17 protein-coding genes are annotated in these 16,026 nt (G+C 30.3%); 9 read left to right on the top strand and 8 right to left on the bottom strand.

Annotation, left to right across the window (positions count from 1 at the left end; translation table 11 throughout):
* Nucleotides 1-17 precede the first annotated feature (17 nt).
* Genes cmeA through cmeC form a run of 3 tightly spaced genes read left to right on the top strand, consistent with a single transcriptional unit; the run spans nucleotide 18 to nucleotide 5,714 of the window.
* Entirely contained in the window at nucleotides 18-1,121 is a 1,104-nt protein-coding gene (cmeA, locus tag ELQ09_RS04975) for a multidrug efflux RND transporter periplasmic adaptor subunit CmeA (protein ID WP_057042683.1), read from the top strand.
* Nucleotides 1,121-4,243, top strand: a complete 3,123-nt coding sequence (gene cmeB / locus ELQ09_RS04980) for a multidrug efflux RND transporter permease subunit CmeB (protein WP_134224755.1) — start codon at nucleotides 1,121-1,123, stop codon at nucleotides 4,241-4,243. Before cmeA ends, cmeB begins: the two co-directional genes overlap by 1 nt.
* The gene (cmeC, locus tag ELQ09_RS04985) at nucleotides 4,236-5,714 is read left to right on the top strand and encodes a multidrug efflux transporter outer membrane subunit CmeC (RefSeq protein WP_134263815.1); all 1,479 of its coding nucleotides are present in this window, start codon (nucleotides 4,236-4,238) and stop codon (nucleotides 5,712-5,714) included. Before cmeB ends, cmeC begins: the two co-directional genes overlap by 8 nt.
* A gap of 22 nt (nucleotides 5,715-5,736) precedes the next feature.
* Here the strand turns inward: cmeC and cmeU are convergent, their stop codons facing one another.
* Nucleotides 5,737-5,988, bottom strand: a complete 252-nt coding sequence (cmeU, locus tag ELQ09_RS04990) for a CmeU family protein (RefSeq protein WP_002857293.1) — start codon at nucleotides 5,986-5,988, stop codon at nucleotides 5,737-5,739.
* A 128-nt stretch (nucleotides 5,989-6,116) separates the two neighbouring features.
* On the opposite strand from cmeU, the gene ELQ09_RS04995 reads away from it, so the two are divergent.
* A complete protein-coding gene (locus ELQ09_RS04995) occupies nucleotides 6,117-7,463 on the top strand; it encodes a coproporphyrinogen III oxidase family protein (protein WP_134224757.1) in 1,347 nt (448 codons plus the stop codon).
* Here ELQ09_RS04995 and hemJ read toward each other — a convergent pair.
* The 4 genes from hemJ to ELQ09_RS05015 form a co-directional block, all read right to left on the bottom strand.
* Nucleotides 7,460-7,912, bottom strand: a complete 453-nt coding sequence (gene hemJ, locus ELQ09_RS05000; protein ID WP_134224758.1) for a protoporphyrinogen oxidase HemJ — start codon at nucleotides 7,910-7,912, stop codon at nucleotides 7,460-7,462. The two genes, ELQ09_RS04995 and hemJ, sit on opposite strands and share 4 nt — an antisense overlap.
* Nucleotides 7,896-8,366, bottom strand: a complete 471-nt coding sequence (gene lspA / locus ELQ09_RS05005) for a signal peptidase II (RefSeq protein ID WP_002934000.1) — start codon at nucleotides 8,364-8,366, stop codon at nucleotides 7,896-7,898. Before lspA ends, hemJ begins: the two co-directional genes overlap by 17 nt.
* Complete coding sequence (glmM, locus tag ELQ09_RS05010; RefSeq protein ID WP_088303795.1) at nucleotides 8,359-9,696, bottom strand: phosphoglucosamine mutase; 1,338 nt, start codon at nucleotides 9,694-9,696, stop codon at nucleotides 8,359-8,361. Before glmM ends, lspA begins: the two co-directional genes overlap by 8 nt.
* A gap of 94 nt (nucleotides 9,697-9,790) precedes the next feature.
* Nucleotides 9,791-10,816 (bottom strand): cytochrome-c peroxidase, encoded by a 1,026-nt coding sequence (locus ELQ09_RS05015; protein ID WP_002857587.1) that lies wholly within the window; start codon nucleotides 10,814-10,816, stop codon nucleotides 9,791-9,793.
* 199 nt (nucleotides 10,817-11,015) lie between these two features.
* Here ELQ09_RS05015 and plsY point away from each other — a divergent pair, with 199 nt between their 5' ends.
* The 5 genes from plsY (at nucleotide 11,016) to ELQ09_RS05040 (ending at nucleotide 14,494) form a co-directional block, all read left to right on the top strand.
* On the top strand, nucleotides 11,016-11,624 hold the full coding sequence (plsY, locus tag ELQ09_RS05020) for a glycerol-3-phosphate 1-O-acyltransferase PlsY (RefSeq protein WP_070316729.1): 609 nt from the start codon (nucleotides 11,016-11,018) through the stop codon (nucleotides 11,622-11,624).
* Nucleotides 11,609-11,926: a dihydroneopterin aldolase gene (locus tag ELQ09_RS05025; protein WP_070316728.1), complete on the top strand. Its 318-nt coding sequence runs from the start codon at nucleotides 11,609-11,611 to the stop codon at nucleotides 11,924-11,926. The genes plsY and ELQ09_RS05025 overlap by 16 nt, the downstream gene beginning before the upstream one ends.
* A gap of 78 nt (nucleotides 11,927-12,004) precedes the next feature.
* Nucleotides 12,005-12,676, top strand: a complete 672-nt coding sequence (hsrA, locus tag ELQ09_RS05030) for a homeostatic response regulator transcription factor HsrA (protein WP_002857553.1) — start codon at nucleotides 12,005-12,007, stop codon at nucleotides 12,674-12,676.
* 112 nt (nucleotides 12,677-12,788) lie between these two features.
* Nucleotides 12,789-13,034, top strand: a complete 246-nt coding sequence (locus tag ELQ09_RS05035; protein WP_002854647.1) for a YfhL family 4Fe-4S dicluster ferredoxin — start codon at nucleotides 12,789-12,791, stop codon at nucleotides 13,032-13,034.
* Complete coding sequence (locus ELQ09_RS05040) at nucleotides 13,034-14,494, top strand: Ppx/GppA phosphatase family protein (RefSeq protein ID WP_052858526.1); 1,461 nt, start codon at nucleotides 13,034-13,036, stop codon at nucleotides 14,492-14,494. The genes ELQ09_RS05035 and ELQ09_RS05040 overlap by 1 nt, the downstream gene beginning before the upstream one ends.
* Here ELQ09_RS05040 and ELQ09_RS05045 read toward each other — a convergent pair.
* The 3 genes from ELQ09_RS05045 to ELQ09_RS05055 are packed head-to-tail and all read right to left on the bottom strand — an operon-like array spanning nucleotide 14,491 to nucleotide 16,025.
* Nucleotides 14,491-15,294 (bottom strand): hypothetical protein, encoded by an 804-nt coding sequence (locus ELQ09_RS05045; protein ID WP_134224760.1) that lies wholly within the window; start codon nucleotides 15,292-15,294, stop codon nucleotides 14,491-14,493. The two genes, ELQ09_RS05040 and ELQ09_RS05045, sit on opposite strands and share 4 nt — an antisense overlap.
* Nucleotides 15,295-15,603 (bottom strand): flagellar motor switch protein FliN, encoded by a 309-nt coding sequence (fliN, locus tag ELQ09_RS05050; protein WP_002824739.1) that lies wholly within the window; start codon nucleotides 15,601-15,603, stop codon nucleotides 15,295-15,297.
* Nucleotides 15,603-16,025 carry a chemotaxis protein CheX gene (locus tag ELQ09_RS05055; RefSeq protein WP_002934004.1) on the bottom strand — a complete coding sequence of 141 codons (423 nt, stop codon included), beginning with the start codon at nucleotides 16,023-16,025 and terminating at the stop codon, nucleotides 15,603-15,605. Before ELQ09_RS05055 ends, fliN begins: the two co-directional genes overlap by 1 nt.
* Between the last annotated feature and the right edge of the window lies 1 nt (nucleotide 16,026).

A 16,026-nucleotide genomic window follows, 5' to 3' on the forward strand; every position in this document is an offset into this window, starting at 1 on the left:
TTTTTCAAGGCAAAACCATGAAATTATTTCAAAAAAATACTATTTTAGCTTTAGGTGTTGTGCTTTTACTCACTGCTTGTAGCAAAGAAGAAGCACCAAAAATACAAATGCCGCCTCAACCTGTAACAACCATGAGTGCTAAATCTGAAGATTTACCACTTAGTTTTACTTACCCTGCTAAACTTGTCAGCGATTATGATGTCATTATAAAACCTCAAGTTAGTGGCGTAATAGTAAATAAACTTTTTAAAGCTGGGGATAAGGTAAAAAAAGGACAAACATTATTTATTATAGAGCAAGATAAATTTAAAGCTAGTGTTGATTCGGCTTACGGACAAGCTTTAATGGCTAGAGCAACTTTTGAAAATGCAAGCAAGGATTTTAATCGTTCTAAAGCTCTTTTTAGTAAAAATGCAATCTCTCAAAAGGAATACGACTCTTCTCTTGCTACATTTAACAATTCAAAAGCTAGTCTAGCAAGTGCTAGAGCACAACTTGCAAATGCAAGAATTGATCTAGATCATACCGAAATAAAAGCTCCTTTTGATGGTACTGTAGGAGATGCTTTAGTTAATATAGGAGATTATGTAAGTGCCTCAACAACTGAACTAGTTAGAGTTACAAATTTAAATCCTATTTACGCAGATTTCTTTATTTCAGATACAGATAAGCTAAATTTAGTCCGCAATACTCAAAGTGGAAAATGGGACTTAGACAGCATTCATGCAAATTTAAATCTTAATGGAGAAACCGTTCAAGGCAAACTTTATTTTATTGATTCGGTTATAGATGCTAATAGTGGAACAGTAAAAGCCAAAGCCGTATTTGATAACAATAAATCAACACTTTTACCAGGTGCTTTTGCAACAATTACTTCAGAAGGTTTTATACAAAAAAATGGCTTTAAAGTGCCTCAAATAGCTGTTAAACAAGATCAAAATGATGTTTATGTTCTTCTTGTTAAAAATGGAAAAGTAGAAAAATCTTCTGTACATATAAGCTACCAAAACAATGAATACGCTATTATTGACAAAGGGTTGCAAAATGGCGATAAAATTATTTTAGACAACTTTAAAAAAATTCAAGTTGGTAGCGAAGTTAAAGAAATTGGAGCACAATAATGTTTTCTAAATTTTTTATTGAAAGACCTGTTTTTGCTTCAGTTGTTGCAATTATAATTTCTTTGGCTGGAACCATAGGTCTTACAAATTTACCTATAGAACAATATCCTTCTTTAACTCCGCCTACAGTTAAAGTAAGCGCAACTTATACAGGAGCTGATGCACAAACCATTGCTTCAACAGTTGCCAGTCCTATCGAAGATGCAATCAATGGCGCGGATAATATGATTTACATGGATTCAACTTCAAGTTCTTCAGGAACTATGAGCTTGACTGTCTATTTTGATATCGGCACAGATCCTGATCAAGCCACCATAGATGTTAACAATAGAATTTCAGCTGCAACTGCAAAAATGCCAGATGCAGTTAAAAAACTTGGAGTAACTGTTAGAAAAACTTCCTCAGCAACACTTGCTGCAATTTCTATGTATTCAAATGATGGTTCAATGAGTGCGGTGGATGTATACAATTACATCGCTCTAAATGTTTTAGATGAGTTAAAAAGAGTTCCAGGGGTTGGAGATGCAAACGCCATAGGAAATCGTAATTATTCTTTAAGAATTTGGCTCAAGCCTGATTTATTAAATAAATTTGGAATCACAGCTACTGATGTAATTTCTGCGGTTAATGACCAAAATGCCCAGTATGCAACTGGTAAAATTGGCGAAGAACCTGTAACCCAAAAATCCCCTTATGTTTATTCAATCACTATGCAAGGAAGACTACAAAATCCTAGTGAATTTGAAAACATTATTTTAAGAACAAATGATGATGGATCATTTTTAAGACTTAAAGATGTAGCTGATGTAGAAATAGGGTCACAACAATACAGCTCACAAGGACGATTAAATGGCAATGATGCAGTTCCGATTATGATCAATCTTCAATCAGGGGCAAACGCATTGCATACAGCAGAACTTGTTCAAGCTAAAATGCAAGAACTTTCAAAAAATTTCCCAAAAGGTTTAACATATAAAATTCCTTACGATACAACAAAATTTGTAATAGAATCAATCAAAGAAGTTGTTAAAACTTTTGTTGAAGCTCTAATTTTAGTTATCATTGTTATGTATATGTTCTTAAAGAATTTCCGTGCAACACTTATTCCTATGATAGCTGTACCTGTTTCATTGTTAGGAACTTTTGCTGGACTTTATGTTTTAGGTTTTAGTATTAACTTGCTTACGCTTTTTGCTTTGGTTTTAGCCATAGGGATCGTTGTAGATGATGCGATTATAGTTGTAGAAAATATCGATAGGATTTTACATGAAAATGAACAAATAAGCGTAAAAGATGCTGCTATCCAAGCGATGCAAGAAGTTAGTTCTCCGGTTATTTCAATTGTTCTTGTGCTTTGTGCTGTTTTTGTACCAGTTTCTTTTATATCAGGTTTTGTTGGAGAAATTCAAAGACAATTTGCCCTTACCTTAGCTATATCTGTAACTATATCAGGTTTTGTTGCTCTTACCTTAACACCTTCTTTATGCGCACTCTTTTTGCGACGTAATGAAGGAGAGCCATTTAAATTTGTAAAGAAATTTAATGATTTTTTTGATTGGAGCACCTCTGTATTTAGCGCAGGAGTAGCATATATTCTAAAAAGAACCATTCGTTTTGTTTTAATTTTTTGTATTATGCTTGGAGCGATTTTTTATCTTAATAAAGCTGTGCCAAATTCTTTAGTTCCTGAAGAAGATCAAGGTTTGATGATTAGCATTATCAACCTTCCTTCAGCTTCAGCACTCCATAGAACAATTTCAGAAGTTGATCACATAAGCCAAGAAGTTTTAAAAACTAATGGAGTTAAAGATGCAATGGCTATGATAGGATTTGATCTTTTTACAAGCTCATTAAAAGAAAACGCTGCTGCAATGTTTATAGGCTTGCAAGATTGGAAAGATAGAAATGTGAGTGCTGATGAAATCGCCATGGAGCTTAATAAAAAATTTGCTTTTGATCGCAATGCTTCAAGTATATTTATAGGCCTACCTCCTATACCTGGATTAAGTATCACAGGTGGTTTTGAAATGTATGTTCAAAACAAAAGTGGAAAAAGCTATGATGAAATACAAAAAGATGTAAATAAGCTTGTTGCTGTAGCCAACCAAAGAAAAGAGCTATCAAGAGTAAGAACAACTCTTGATACAACTTTCCCTCAATACAAGCTTATAATTGATAGAGATAAATTAAAACATTACAATCTTAACATGCAAGATGTTTTTAACACAATGAATGCAACTATAGGTACTTATTATGTTAATGATTTTTCTATGTTAGGCAAAAACTTCCAAGTAAATATCCGTGCAAAAGGTGATTTTAGAAATACACAAGATGCATTAAAAAATATTTTTGTAAGATCAAACGATGGAAAAATGATACCACTTGATTCTTTTTTAACTTTACAAAGAAGTTCAGGGCCTGATGATGTAAAACGATTCAACCTTTTCCCAGCAGCACAAGTTCAAGGTCAACCCGCACCAGGTTATACTTCAGGTCAAGCTATAGAAGCGATTGCTCAAGTAGCAAAAGAAACTTTAGGGGATGATTATTCCATAGCTTGGAGTGGATCAGCCTATCAAGAAGTTTCTAGCAAAGGAACAGCAAGCTATGCTTTTGCTTTAGGAATGATATTTGTCTTTTTAATTCTAGCTGCCCAATATGAAAGATGGCTTATACCTTTAGCAGTTGTAACAGCCGTGCCTTTTGCGGTATTTGGATCATTTTTATTGGTATATTTAAGAGGATTTAGCAATGATATATATTTTCAAACAGGACTTTTGCTCTTGATTGGACTTTCAGCTAAAAATGCTATCTTGATTGTAGAATTTGCAATGGAAGAGCGCTTTAAAAAAGGCAAAGGAGTTTTTGAAGCAGCTGTTGCAGCGGCAAAACTTCGTTTTCGTCCTATCATAATGACTTCTTTAGCATTTACTTTTGGAGTCTTGCCAATGATTTTCGCAACAGGAGCAGGAAGTGCTTCAAGACACTCTTTAGGAACAGGGCTTATTGGTGGAATGATCGCAGCATCAACTTTAGCGATATTCTTTGTGCCTTTATTTTTCTATCTTTTAGAAAATTTTAATGAATGGCTAGATAAAAAAAGAGGTAAGGTTCATGAATAAAATAATTTCAATTAGCGCTATAGCAAGTTTTGCTCTTTTGATTTCAGCTTGCTCTTTAAGTCCAAATTTAAATATTCCCGAAGCAAACTATAGCATTGATAATAAGCTTGGAGCCTTATCCTGGGAAAAAGAAAACAATAGCTCTATCACAAAAAATTGGTGGAAAGATTTTGATGATGAAAATTTAAATAAAGTGGTTGATTTAGCACTTAAAAATAATAATGATTTAAAACTTGCCTTCATACACATGGAACAAGCTGCTGCTCAATTAGGTATAGATTTTAGCAGTTTGTTGCCAAAATTTGATGGTAGCGCAAGCGGTAGTCGTGCAAAAACAGCTATAAATGCTCCAAGCAATCGAACTGGGGAAGTAAGTTACGGTAATGACTTTAAAATGGGGCTTAATTTAAGCTATGAAATCGATCTTTGGGGAAAATATCGCGATACATATCGCGCCTCAAAATCAGGCTTTAAAGCAAGTGAGTATGATTATGAAGCTGCAAGACTTTCTGTTATTTCAAATACAGTTCAAACTTATTTTAATCTTGTAAATGCTTATGAAAATGAAAATGCTCTTAAAGAAGCCTATGAATCTGCAAAAGAAATTTATAGGATTAATGATGAAAAATTTCAAGTTGGTGCTGTAGGTGAATATGAACTTGCTCAAGCAAGAGCCAACTTAGAAAGTATGGCTTTGCAATATAATGAAGCAAAATTAAATAAAGAAAATTACCTTAAAGCTTTAAAAATTTTAACTTCAAATGATTTAAATGACATACTTTACAAAAATCAAAGCTATCAAGTTTTTAATCTTAAAGAATTTGACATTCCAACTGGAATTTCAAGCACCATCTTGCTTCAACGTCCAGATATTGGCTCTTCTTTAGAAAAATTAACTCAGCAAAATTATCTTGTTGGAGTAGCTCGCACGGCTTTCTTACCTAGCCTTTCTTTAACAGGATTATTGGGATTTGAAAGTGGGGATTTAGATACCTTGGTTAAAGGAGGTTCTAAGACTTGGAATATAGGTGGAAACTTTACTCTGCCTATTTTTCATTGGGGTGAAATTTACCAAAATGTAAATTTAGCTAAGCTTAATAAAGATGAAGCTTTTGTAAATTATCAAAATACTTTGATTACTGCTTTTGGAGAAATTCGCTATGCTTTAGTAGCTAGAAAAACTATACGCTTACAATACGATAACGCACAAGCAAGCGAACAATCTTATAAAAGAATCTATGAAATTGCTAAAGAACGCTATGATATAGGAGAAATGTCTTTGCAAGATTATTTAGAGGCACGTCAAAATTGGCTTAATGCTGCGGTTGCTTTTAATAATACTAAATATTCTTATGCCAATTCCATAGTAGATGTAATCAAAGCATTTGGTGGAGGATTTGAGCAAAGTGAAGATACGAGTAAAAATATAAAAGAAGAATCAAAAAATTTAGATATGTCTTTTAGAGAATAGTTCGTTCTATTCTCTAAATAAATTAAAAATCTTTGTCTAAATCTGCATCTGTAATTTCATAAGCCTTGTAAATAGCAGGCAATAATTTCCTTATAGCATAATCAAAATGATAAAATTGCTTATATACCTCTTCTGGATTTAAATTTTTAGCATTCTTAAAATCAAATACTTCAGTATTATTGATTTTGGCAATATTTTCATCAAAATAAGAGTAAAACTCTGCTCTTTGTTTAAACAAAGCATTTAAATTTTGAACAATTTTGGCTTTATCCATTTTTATATCCTTTTTAAATAATTTAAAAACTTAATCCCATTTTTTATTTAAGAAATAAAAAATTTACTCCTATTTTAGCTAAAAATTGATAAAGTTATGTCTTAAATATTTTAATATATAGGCCACTTATGAATTTATTTCAAAATTTAGCTTTAAAATACTCTCATACTATGATGGAAAAATCCCTACAAAAAGGTTTCAATGTCGAACTTTTAAAACAACCCAAAGAAAAAATTCCAAAACAAGATAAAAGCTATATGCTTTATGCTCATGTACCTTTTTGTCATACTTTTTGTCCTTATTGTAGTTTTCATAAATACTATTATGATGAAAATTTAGCCAAAGTGTATTTTCAAAATCTTAGAGAAGAAATTAAAATTATGAAAGATAAAGGTTTTGATTTTACCTCCATGTATGTGGGTGGTGGTACAACACTGATTAATGAAGAGGAATTATTAAAAACTTTAGAACTTTGTAAAAAGTTATTTAATATAAAAGAAATTTCATGTGAAAGCGATCCAAATCATATTGATCCAAACAAGCTTTCTATGTTTAAAGGTATAATTGATCGTTTAAGTTGCGGGATTCAAAGTTTTGATGATGAAACTTTAAAAAAAGTGGCAAGATATAATAAATTTGGTTCATCTAAAGAACTTCAAGAAAAAATTTCAAAAGCTTTAGGAATTTTACCTATTTTTAGTATAGATCTTATTTTCAATCTTCCAGGACAAAGTGAAAAACAACTTTTAAATGACTTAGAAATTGCTAAAAATTTAGCCCCACAACAAATCACAACCTATCCTTTAATGAAATCAAATCTCACCAAAGATAATATCGCCAAAAGTTTAGGAGTAAGTATTAAAGATAATGAATTTACTTATTATCAAATCATATGCGAATTTTTTAAAGACTATACCCAAAACAATGGTTGGAGTTTTTCTTTAGAAAAAAACAAGCTTAATGATGAATATGTCAGTTCTCATCATGAATACCTAGGAGTGGGCAGCGGGGCTTTTAGCTTTTTAGATGGGGAGCTTTTAATTAATGCATTTAATCTAAATGATTATGCTAAATTTATACAAGAAAAACAAAATGCTAATATAGCCAAAGCTTGTTTTGATAAAAAAGAAATTATCAAATATGTCTTTTTAACTGAAATTTTTTCAGGGAAAATAGAAATTGATAAATTCAACAAAACTCTAAATTGCAACCTCGAAAAAGAACTTTTCATAGAACTTTTAGGGCTTAAAACAAGTGGTGCCATCATAAAAGATCAAAATGCTTTAATCGCAACTGAATTTGGTCGATATCTTTTTGTGGTTTTAATGAAAGATTTTTACACAGGAATGGATCTTGTGCGTGCAGTATTTAGAGATGATAAGCGTCTTAAAAATAAAGATTATATCGATATCATGAAAGAAAATATTGATCCGCTTAACTCCGCTAGTATGGAATTTAAAGCGGAGACAAACTAAAAGGGACGAACAACCATCATTAAAGCGATAATAATAAACATTATAGTTGGAAGTTCATTATAAATTCTAAAGTATTTCCCACTTTTAGTAGAAGTATCATTTGCTAAAGCTTTTAAACAATAATAATTATGTATATGAAAAATAATCAAAAGTGTAACACAGGTAAGTTTAACATGCATAAAACCCGCACCTACCATTAAAACTTCCTTATGAGCATGCAACATTAAACTTCCTGTGATTAAAGTCACAATCATTGCAGGAGTTTGTATATAAAAATAAAGTTTTCTTTCTTGAATTTTTACAATCTCGACAAAACCTTTATTGTCTTTATGTTCAGCATGATACACAAAAAGACGAGGTAAATAAAAAAGTCCAGCCATCCAAGAAACAAATGCCAAATAATGCACCCATTTAATCCAAAAATAATAATCATTAATCCATTCTGTCATCTTTTTTCCTTTTTTTAAATATTTCTTGTATTAAAATCAAAGCCACACTTATATTTATCATGACATCTGCAACATTAAAAATAGCAAAATTAAACCATTTATGCCAAAAAAACATATCCACTACACCTCCGTATATAAAACGATCCAATAAATTTGAAACGCCAGCACCAAGCATCATTCCAAAAGCTATGCTATGAGTTTTTAAAAGTGTTTTTTGCCAAAAAAGATAAATAAAAAGCACTCCAATTAAAGCAAGATGTAAATATTTTAAATTATGTTCTAAAAAACTCAACATTGAAAAAGCTACGCCTGTATTTAGAGCATAAGTTAAATCTAAGTATTCACTCTGCCATCTAAGTCCTGCTAAAGTTAAGGATTTCACCCATTGATCAAGGACAAAAACCAAAACAAAGGCACCCCAAAAATAAAAAATAAATTTAAAAGTTTTAGCCATTTAAAGCTTTCTTAAAAAACTCCACAACATTTTTCATTTCTTTTTCTAAGAGCTTAATATCTTTGGCTTCTAGTAAAAGTCTTATCAAATTTTCAGTTCCAGAATAGCGAAATAAGGTATTGATATTTTTATTTTCTAAATCTTTTTTTAATTCTTTTAAACCTTTAATTTTATCCAAATCTTTTTTTTCTGCAATTTTAAGATTGGTTAAAAGCTGAGGATAAGGCTTAACTTGACCCAAAATAGAACTTGCAGATTTTTTCTTAGAAAGCATTAAAGCACTAAATTGCAAAGCAGCTATTAAGCCATCTCCAGTTTTTGCATAATCGCTAAAAATAATATGCCCACTTTGCTCTCCACCAAAATTTCCACCATTAGCTTTTAATTTTTCAAGCACATATTTATCACCCACATTACAAGTATCAAGTTCTATACCATGTTTATTTAAAAATTCTTTTAAAGCACCATTACTCATTATAGTGGCTACAACACTTGATTGTAATTTACCTTGTTCTTTAAGATAAAGTGCTAATACACCCAATAAACTATCTCCATTAGCCACTTCGCCTTTTTCATCTACAACCACCAAACGATCCGCATCACCATCAAAAGCAAAGCCCACATCTGCACGCAAACGCTTTACTTCAGCAGCTAAGTTTGCAGGATGCAAAGCTCCACAATTTTCATTGATATTAAGTCCATTGGGTTTATCACTCATTACTATAACTTCAGCACCTAATTCCTTAAAAACAGTAGGTGCTACCTTATAAGCTGCTCCATGAGCCACATCTAAAACCACACGCAAAGACTTTAAAGTAAGATCTTTTGGAAAAGAATTTTTAATAGAAACAATATATCTTCCTATAACATCATCAATTCTTTTTGCTTGACCAATTTTTTCCATATCCACCTTAGAGGCTTGTATAAGCTTATCATCAAAATAAATTTCTTCTATTTTTTTCTCTATATCTTCACTAAGTTTGTTTCCATGAGAATCAAAAAATTTAATACCATTATCATAATAAGGATTGTGAGAAGCTGAAATCATAATCCCTGCATCACAACGCATATCTTCAGTTAAGAATGCAATCGCAGGAGTTGGCATAGGACCAATTTGTATAACATTATATCCTATAGAAGTAAGTCCGGAAACAATAGCATTTTCTATCATATAACCACTTCTTCTTGTATCTTTTCCTACTAAGATATTATTAGTAATACTTTTATCTTTAAAATAAATACCCGCAGCCATTGCTAAACGCATAGCCAAAAAACTATCTAAAAATTCACCCGCTTTTCCACGAACTCCATCAGTTCCAAAAAGTTTCATTGCAAACCTTTCTAGCAAAATTTAAAGACAATTATAACAAAGCTAAGATAAAGAAATTTAAACAAGCCCTAAAAATAGAGCTCGTTTGGAAACCTTATAGTTCAGGTTTAGGAGTTTTTTCAGTAGAAATAGGAAGTTGTGGATAAACAATTGCTGGTTTTGTTCCTGTTAAAGATTTTAAGAAAGTTTCAATACTTTTTGCTTCTTTATCAGAAATTTTAATGCCAAGTTGCACACTACCCATTTCCTTAATAGCATCTTTTAAATTCCAAATCGCACCATTATGAAAATATGGAGCAGTTTCAGCAACATTTCTTAAAGTTGGAGTTTTTACCATGCCATTTGCATCACCTTTAAAATCACCTAAATTTGCAAATTTATATTTACCAGCAACTTCAAACGCTTGCATATTGCCACCTAAATTCACACCATTATGACAAGCTACACAACCTTTATCTATAAAAAGCTTTAAGCCTTTTTGTTCTTCTTTTGTTAAAGCTTTTTCATCGCCTTCTAAAAATTTATCAAAACGAGATGGAGTGATCAAAGTTCTTTCAAAATTTGCAATTGCATCAGCAATATTGTCAAAATTTACACCGCTTTTACCATAGATTTTTTTAAACTCACTCACATATTCAGGCAAAGATGAAATTTTTTCTACTGCAAGTTTAGCAGGAGTTGCCATTTCAGGATCAGCTTGGATTGGACCTTTAGCTTGATCGGCTAATGTTCCTGCACGACCATCCCAAAATTGAGTATTATTTAAAACTGCATTATAAACTGTTGGTGAATTTAAATGATGAGGATTTGCTGTCCATTTATGACCTATTGCAGTACTGATTCCATCTGTTCCACCAAGTCCTACATTATGACAGGTATTACAAGAAATGATACCACTTTTTGAAAGACGTGGTTCAAAATAGAGCTTTTTGCCAAGCTCTGCTTTTTCAAGAGTAAATTCACTAGCCTTTACTCCATTTTGTTTTAAAATTTCATCAACGCCTTTTTGATCTTTTGGTAAGGCAACAAGACCTGAATTTTTAGCTTCATCTATAAGACTTGCAGCATTTAAGCTTGAAAAAGCAACTAAGGATGCGATTAGCAATGATTTTACTTTCATTTACAAACTCCTATTAAAGATAAATTAAAATAAAATAATAATCATTTAGAGCTTAAATAAAAATAAATATTATTAAAAAATATTTACAATTAATTAATACTATTTTTATCTTAAAAATTATTTTTTGTTTATTTATTTTCATAAGATATAATTTTTAGTTATAAATCTTAAAATTTTAAGATGATTTGAAAAGGATATTATGGAAAATTTAATAATTTACGCTTTTATATATCTTTTAGGTTCAATCCCTTTTGGGCTAATCCTAGCTAAATTTTTTGCTAAAACTGATATCAAAAAAGAAGGTTCAAAAAGTATAGGGGCAACCAATGTTTTAAGAGTAGTAAAAGAAAAAAATCCCAAACTAGCAAAAAAACTTGCCATTGCTACAATAATTTTAGATTTTGCAAAAGCAGCTATTCCTTTACTAATCTTGAAATTTCTTCATTATGATCAAGCTTTGCTTTGGAGCGTCGCAGTTTTGGCTATTTTTGGACACTGTTTTTCAATTTACTTGTTATTTGAAGGAGGTAAAGGCATAGCAACAGGAGCAGGTGCTATGATAGTTTTACTTCCATTGGAAGTACTTACAGCATTTATTGTTTGGGCAATTATTGGAAAAATTTTTAAAATATCTTCGCTAGCTTCTTTAGCAGCATTACTTGCCTTTGTTGTAAGTTCTTTTATATTTAATTATGACTTAGAAATTCATACACATGCACCCGTTTTCATTATCGCTTTTATTATAGTATATAAACATCTACCTAATATTAAAAGATTGATTTTTAAAGAAGAATGCAAAGTCATATAAAAATAAAATTTCACTTTAAGTGTATCATTGGTATATTAGATTTCGAAAGAAGAAAAAAACAAAAAATTATTATCAAGCTTAAAGCTAAAGCAAATGAATTTTTAAATTATGCAGAGGTAATTACCAAAATTAAAAAATGGTATAAAAAAGAAGAATTTTACACCCTTGAAGAGTCTTTAGGCTTTGTAAGCTTAAATTTAAAAAAAGATTTTCCTAATTTAACCAATCTTAACATAAAAATTTTCAAACCCCATATAATAAAAAATGCTACAGTTGGGGTTAAATTGAAAAAAAAATATTAATTTTTTTTTAAAGATATCTAAACATTTACTTAAACTATGATATAATTTTTTAAATTTTTCTTAATAAGGATAGAACAAATGAGAATTTTAGTTATAGAAGATGAGATTAGCCTAAATAAAACAATTATAGACAATCTTAATGAATTTGGTTATCAAACCGATTCTTCTGAAAATTTTAAAGATGGAGAATACTTTATCGGCATTAGACATTATGATTTAGTTTTAGCAAACTGGACTTTACCCGATGGAGATGGAGCAGAACTTGTTAATACCATTAAACATAAATCTCCAAGAACTTCAGTTATGATTATGTCTTCAAAAACAGACAAAGAAACAGAAATCAAAGCTTTAAAAGCTGGAGCTGATGATTTTGTTAAAAAACCTTTAGATTTTGATATTCTACTCGCAAGAATTGAAGCAAGACTAAGACTTGGCGGAACCAATGTTATTAAAATTGAAGACTTAGTTATTGATCCAGATGAGGAAAAAATTACTTATAAAGGTCAAGATATAGAACTTAAAGGAAAACCTTTTGAAGTTTTAACGCACTTAGCAAGACATTCAGATCAAATTGTATCCAAAGAACAACTTTTAGATGCTATCTGGGAAGAACCTGAGCTAGTAACTCCAAATGTTATCGAAGTAGCTATCAATCAAATTCGTCAAAAAATGGATAAACCATTAAATATATCTACCATAGAAACAGTTCGTCGTAGAGGATACCGTTTCTGCTTTCCTAAAAAATCTTAACAATTTTGCACCTTCGGTGCAAAAAATTTATCTTTATTTCTATTTTTATATTTTATTTAAGTTTGGTTATTGTATAAACTAAAATTATTTTTTAAATTTTTGAAAGGTTATGATGTCTCTTTTAATTACAAAAGACTGCGTATGTTGTGATGCTTGCAGAGAAGAATGTCCTGATGAAGCTATTTATGAAAATAGTCCAATTTATGTAATAGACCCTGATCTTTGTTCAGAGTGCGTTAATGATTTTTCAGAGCCTGCCTGTATTGTTGCTTGCCCATATGAATGTATCATTCCTGATCCTGATAATGTAGAAACTATAGAAGAATTAAAACTCAAACATAGAGATAGAGAATTTTAATGGCAAAAAAAACAGCCGTTGTTGATCTTGGCTCAAACTCCATTAGAATGGTGATTTTTGAAAAAACTTCTAGATATGGTTTTTATACAACTTGCGAATACAAACGCAAAGTAAGACTTGGAGAAAATGCTTATAATAATGGTAAAATTCTCCAAGAAGAAGCCATGCAAAGAGCTGAAGATGCTTTAGCTTTTTTCAAACAATGCGCTTTAAAGCATAAATGTAAAAAAATATTTATAGTAGGCACATCAGCCTTAAGAGATGCCCCAAATTCAAAAAATTTCATTAAGAGAATCAAAGATAATCTGTCTTTAAATATACGCTGTATAGATGGAAAAAGCGAAAGCTACTTAGGTGGTCTTGCGGCTTTAAATTTATTAAGTCCTTTTAAGGATGGAACCACTTTAGACATAGGTGGTGGTTCTAGTGAATTGTGTTTAATAAAAAATAATAGAATTATTTCTTGCATATCTCTTGATATTGGCACTGTTAGGCTAAAAGAATTATTCTATGATACTGGAAAAATGGATTCTTTAGAAGAATTTATAAAACCAATTTTAGAACAAATTCCTAAAGAATTTTGCAATCAAAACCTTATTGCAATAGGTGGAAGCTTAAGAGCAATATCTAATTCCATCATGCAAAAAAATTCCTATCCACTGAAAAATTTACATGATTTTCGCTATATGCTAGATGAAGAAAAAGGACATATTTTAAAAATTTTTAATTCAAACTTAGACTCTTTAATCAATTTTGGCATAAAAAAGGATCGTTTTGATACCATTAAAGAAGGTATATTTATTTTTTTAAAAATTGCGGAAAAAATAAAAGCCAAACAAGTTATCACGAGTGGAGTTGGAATCAGAGAAGGAGTTTATTTACAAGATTTGCTTCGTCCTAAAATCACATTTCCATCAAATTTCAATCCTAGTTTAAAATGTTTACAAGATAAATTTTTACAATCAAAACAAAAAAATAAAACTCCACATTTTGCTCTCCAAATTTTTACAGCCCTTAAAAATCTTCATAGACTTAACGATAACTACAAACATACTTTACTAAATGCTGCTAAATTATGCCATATTGGAGAATATTTAAATTTCTATTTTGCTAATGAACACTCTGCTCATTTTGTACTAGGTGGATTAAATTATGGATTTTCGCATAAAGAAAAAGCTTTAATTGCTAGCATTATTAAGCTTAATGGAAAAAAAGTTAATCCTTATAATCTTGAACCCTATAAACAACTTTTACCCAATATTCATACCATTTCATGGCTTAATTTTATTTTGTGCTTAGCTAAAACTTTAAGCACAAATGAAGATAAGATTGATTTTGCTTTTGCAAACAATACTCTTTATATATATCAAGAAAACAAAATTCTTAATTTACCCAAAGATGAGCTCAAAAAAATTGCAAAACCAGCTACCATAGCATTAGCAATCAATCAAAAAATTTAAGATTTTTTACCTTTTTGACGCTGCTCTATAAGATTTTGAATTCTTTTTTTATTCTCTTCAAAAAAAGAATCAAAATTTTTCTCTGTTTTTTCTGTATGTTTTATTATTTGTTCCTCTGGAATTTCAACACTTTCTAAAAGTACATTGGAATTACCTATTATCATTGTATAACGTTTGTTGGCGTGATCAAAAACAACAAGTTGATTATTTTTATCTAAAAATCTTTGGAAAATCATAGTAAAATCTCTAGAAACATTGTTATTTTTATAAACCATAGTCTTTTTAAACCACCAAAGCACTATTAACAAAATAACTAAAATCAACATTACTAAGATATAATTTGTATAATCATACCCTTCTAAACTTGTACTTTTTGGTTTAGGCATTAATTCTTGAGAACTATTCGCAGTAGTTATAGGTGATGCTACAGATTCGATATTTGCTTTCCCTTGCTCTATAGCTCGTATTCTTATTCCAAATTTATCATTGATAGAGCTAAGTTCTAAATTAATATTTTGTTTGTTTTGTAGCATAATATAGGTATTATTATTTTTAGAACTAATACTAATTTTATCTACAAGTTGAGAGTTAAGTTCTTTTAATTCATCTTTAGAATATGTTAAATCACTAAAAGTTAAAAGAGTTAAATTTTTTTCTTTTTTTTGAGAAATCTTGCCATTATAAGCATTATCAAAGGAAAGCATTAAATCTACTCGATCATTTCTATCGTAGATATTATAACTAATCAACTCAACACTATATAAAGGTAAAATTAAAAAAAATAATACTAGCAATCTCATTTAAATTTCTTTTTTAAAATATTGAAGCACAGTCTTAGAATCCAAAATTTCATTAATTCTTATAGCGAGATTTTTTTCATAAACCATAACCTCGCCTTTGCCAAAAATTCTTTTATTGATATAAAGCTCAACGCTTTCTCCAGCAGGCTTTTCAAGATCAATAACCGAACCTACTTCAAGTTTTAAAAGCTCCGCTACACTCATATTTGTAGTTCCAAGCTCGCTTACAAAATCTACTGTAATATCTAAGATATCTTCATAAGATTGTAAAAGCCCATGATGAATGTTAAACTCTATATCATCGCTCATTATTTGCAATATCCTATTCTAAAATAACAATTTTCAAATTTATAAGTTAAAGCTTCATCTAGAACTATTTCAGAAAAATCAACTTTTCCTAAATATTCCGGAATTCCGAGTTTATACTCGTCATCACCCTTGGCATCATTTAACAAATTTTTAGCATAACCTATAATCTGATTGGCACATTCTTTAGTTAAATCGCACCAGTCATCTTCTTTAAATTTTTCATCATTAATTAAAATTTCTGCAATTTTTTTTAAAAATTCTTTTGGAAAAAATAAATAAAAATTACTTTCTCCTTCACTTTTGCCCATGATAGGAATACTCGCTCCATAAAGTTCACCGCTTATATCTTGAGCTGCTTCAATGCGAAGTCTTAAGATATGCTCGCAAAAATGAGTGATGGAATACTCAAGAATCTTTAACATA

This window comes from Campylobacter sp. CH186 (assembly GCF_004378925.1).
In the GTDB taxonomy this organism is placed as follows: Bacteria; Campylobacterota; Campylobacteria; order Campylobacterales; family Campylobacteraceae; genus Campylobacter_D; species Campylobacter_D jejuni.

Coding starts and splice junctions, on each gene's coding strand:
- cmeU (WP_002857293.1), bottom strand. CDS start 5,988: ATGGATAAAGCCAAAATTGTTCAAAATTTAAATGCTTTGTTTAAACAA.
- ELQ09_RS05045 (WP_134224760.1), bottom strand. CDS start 15,294: ATGAGATTGCTAGTATTATTTTTTTTAATTTTACCTTTATATAGTGTT.
- lspA (WP_002934000.1), bottom strand. CDS start 8,366: ATGGCTAAAACTTTTAAATTTATTTTTTATTTTTGGGGTGCCTTTGTT.
- cmeC (WP_134263815.1), top strand. CDS start 4,236: ATGAATAAAATAATTTCAATTAGCGCTATAGCAAGTTTTGCTCTTTTG.
- ELQ09_RS05035 (WP_002854647.1), top strand. CDS start 12,789: ATGTCTCTTTTAATTACAAAAGACTGCGTATGTTGTGATGCTTGCAGA.
- hsrA (WP_002857553.1), top strand. CDS start 12,005: ATGAGAATTTTAGTTATAGAAGATGAGATTAGCCTAAATAAAACAATT.
- hemJ (WP_134224758.1), bottom strand. CDS start 7,912: ATGACAGAATGGATTAATGATTATTATTTTTGGATTAAATGGGTGCAT.
- cmeB (WP_134224755.1), top strand. CDS start 1,121: ATGTTTTCTAAATTTTTTATTGAAAGACCTGTTTTTGCTTCAGTTGTT.
- ELQ09_RS04995 (WP_134224757.1), top strand. CDS start 6,117: ATGAATTTATTTCAAAATTTAGCTTTAAAATACTCTCATACTATGATG.
- fliN (WP_002824739.1), bottom strand. CDS start 15,603: ATGAGCGATGATATAGAGTTTAACATTCATCATGGGCTTTTACAATCT.
- ELQ09_RS05040 (WP_052858526.1), top strand. CDS start 13,034: ATGGCAAAAAAAACAGCCGTTGTTGATCTTGGCTCAAACTCCATTAGA.
- ELQ09_RS05025 (WP_070316728.1), top strand. CDS start 11,609: ATGCAAAGTCATATAAAAATAAAATTTCACTTTAAGTGTATCATTGGT.
- plsY (WP_070316729.1), top strand. CDS start 11,016: ATGGAAAATTTAATAATTTACGCTTTTATATATCTTTTAGGTTCAATC.
- cmeA (WP_057042683.1), top strand. CDS start 18: ATGAAATTATTTCAAAAAAATACTATTTTAGCTTTAGGTGTTGTGCTT.
- glmM (WP_088303795.1), bottom strand. CDS start 9,696: ATGAAACTTTTTGGAACTGATGGAGTTCGTGGAAAAGCGGGTGAATTT.
- ELQ09_RS05055 (WP_002934004.1), bottom strand. CDS start 16,025: ATGTTAAAGATTCTTGAGTATTCCATCACTCATTTTTGCGAGCATATC.
- ELQ09_RS05015 (WP_002857587.1), bottom strand. CDS start 10,816: ATGAAAGTAAAATCATTGCTAATCGCATCCTTAGTTGCTTTTTCAAGC.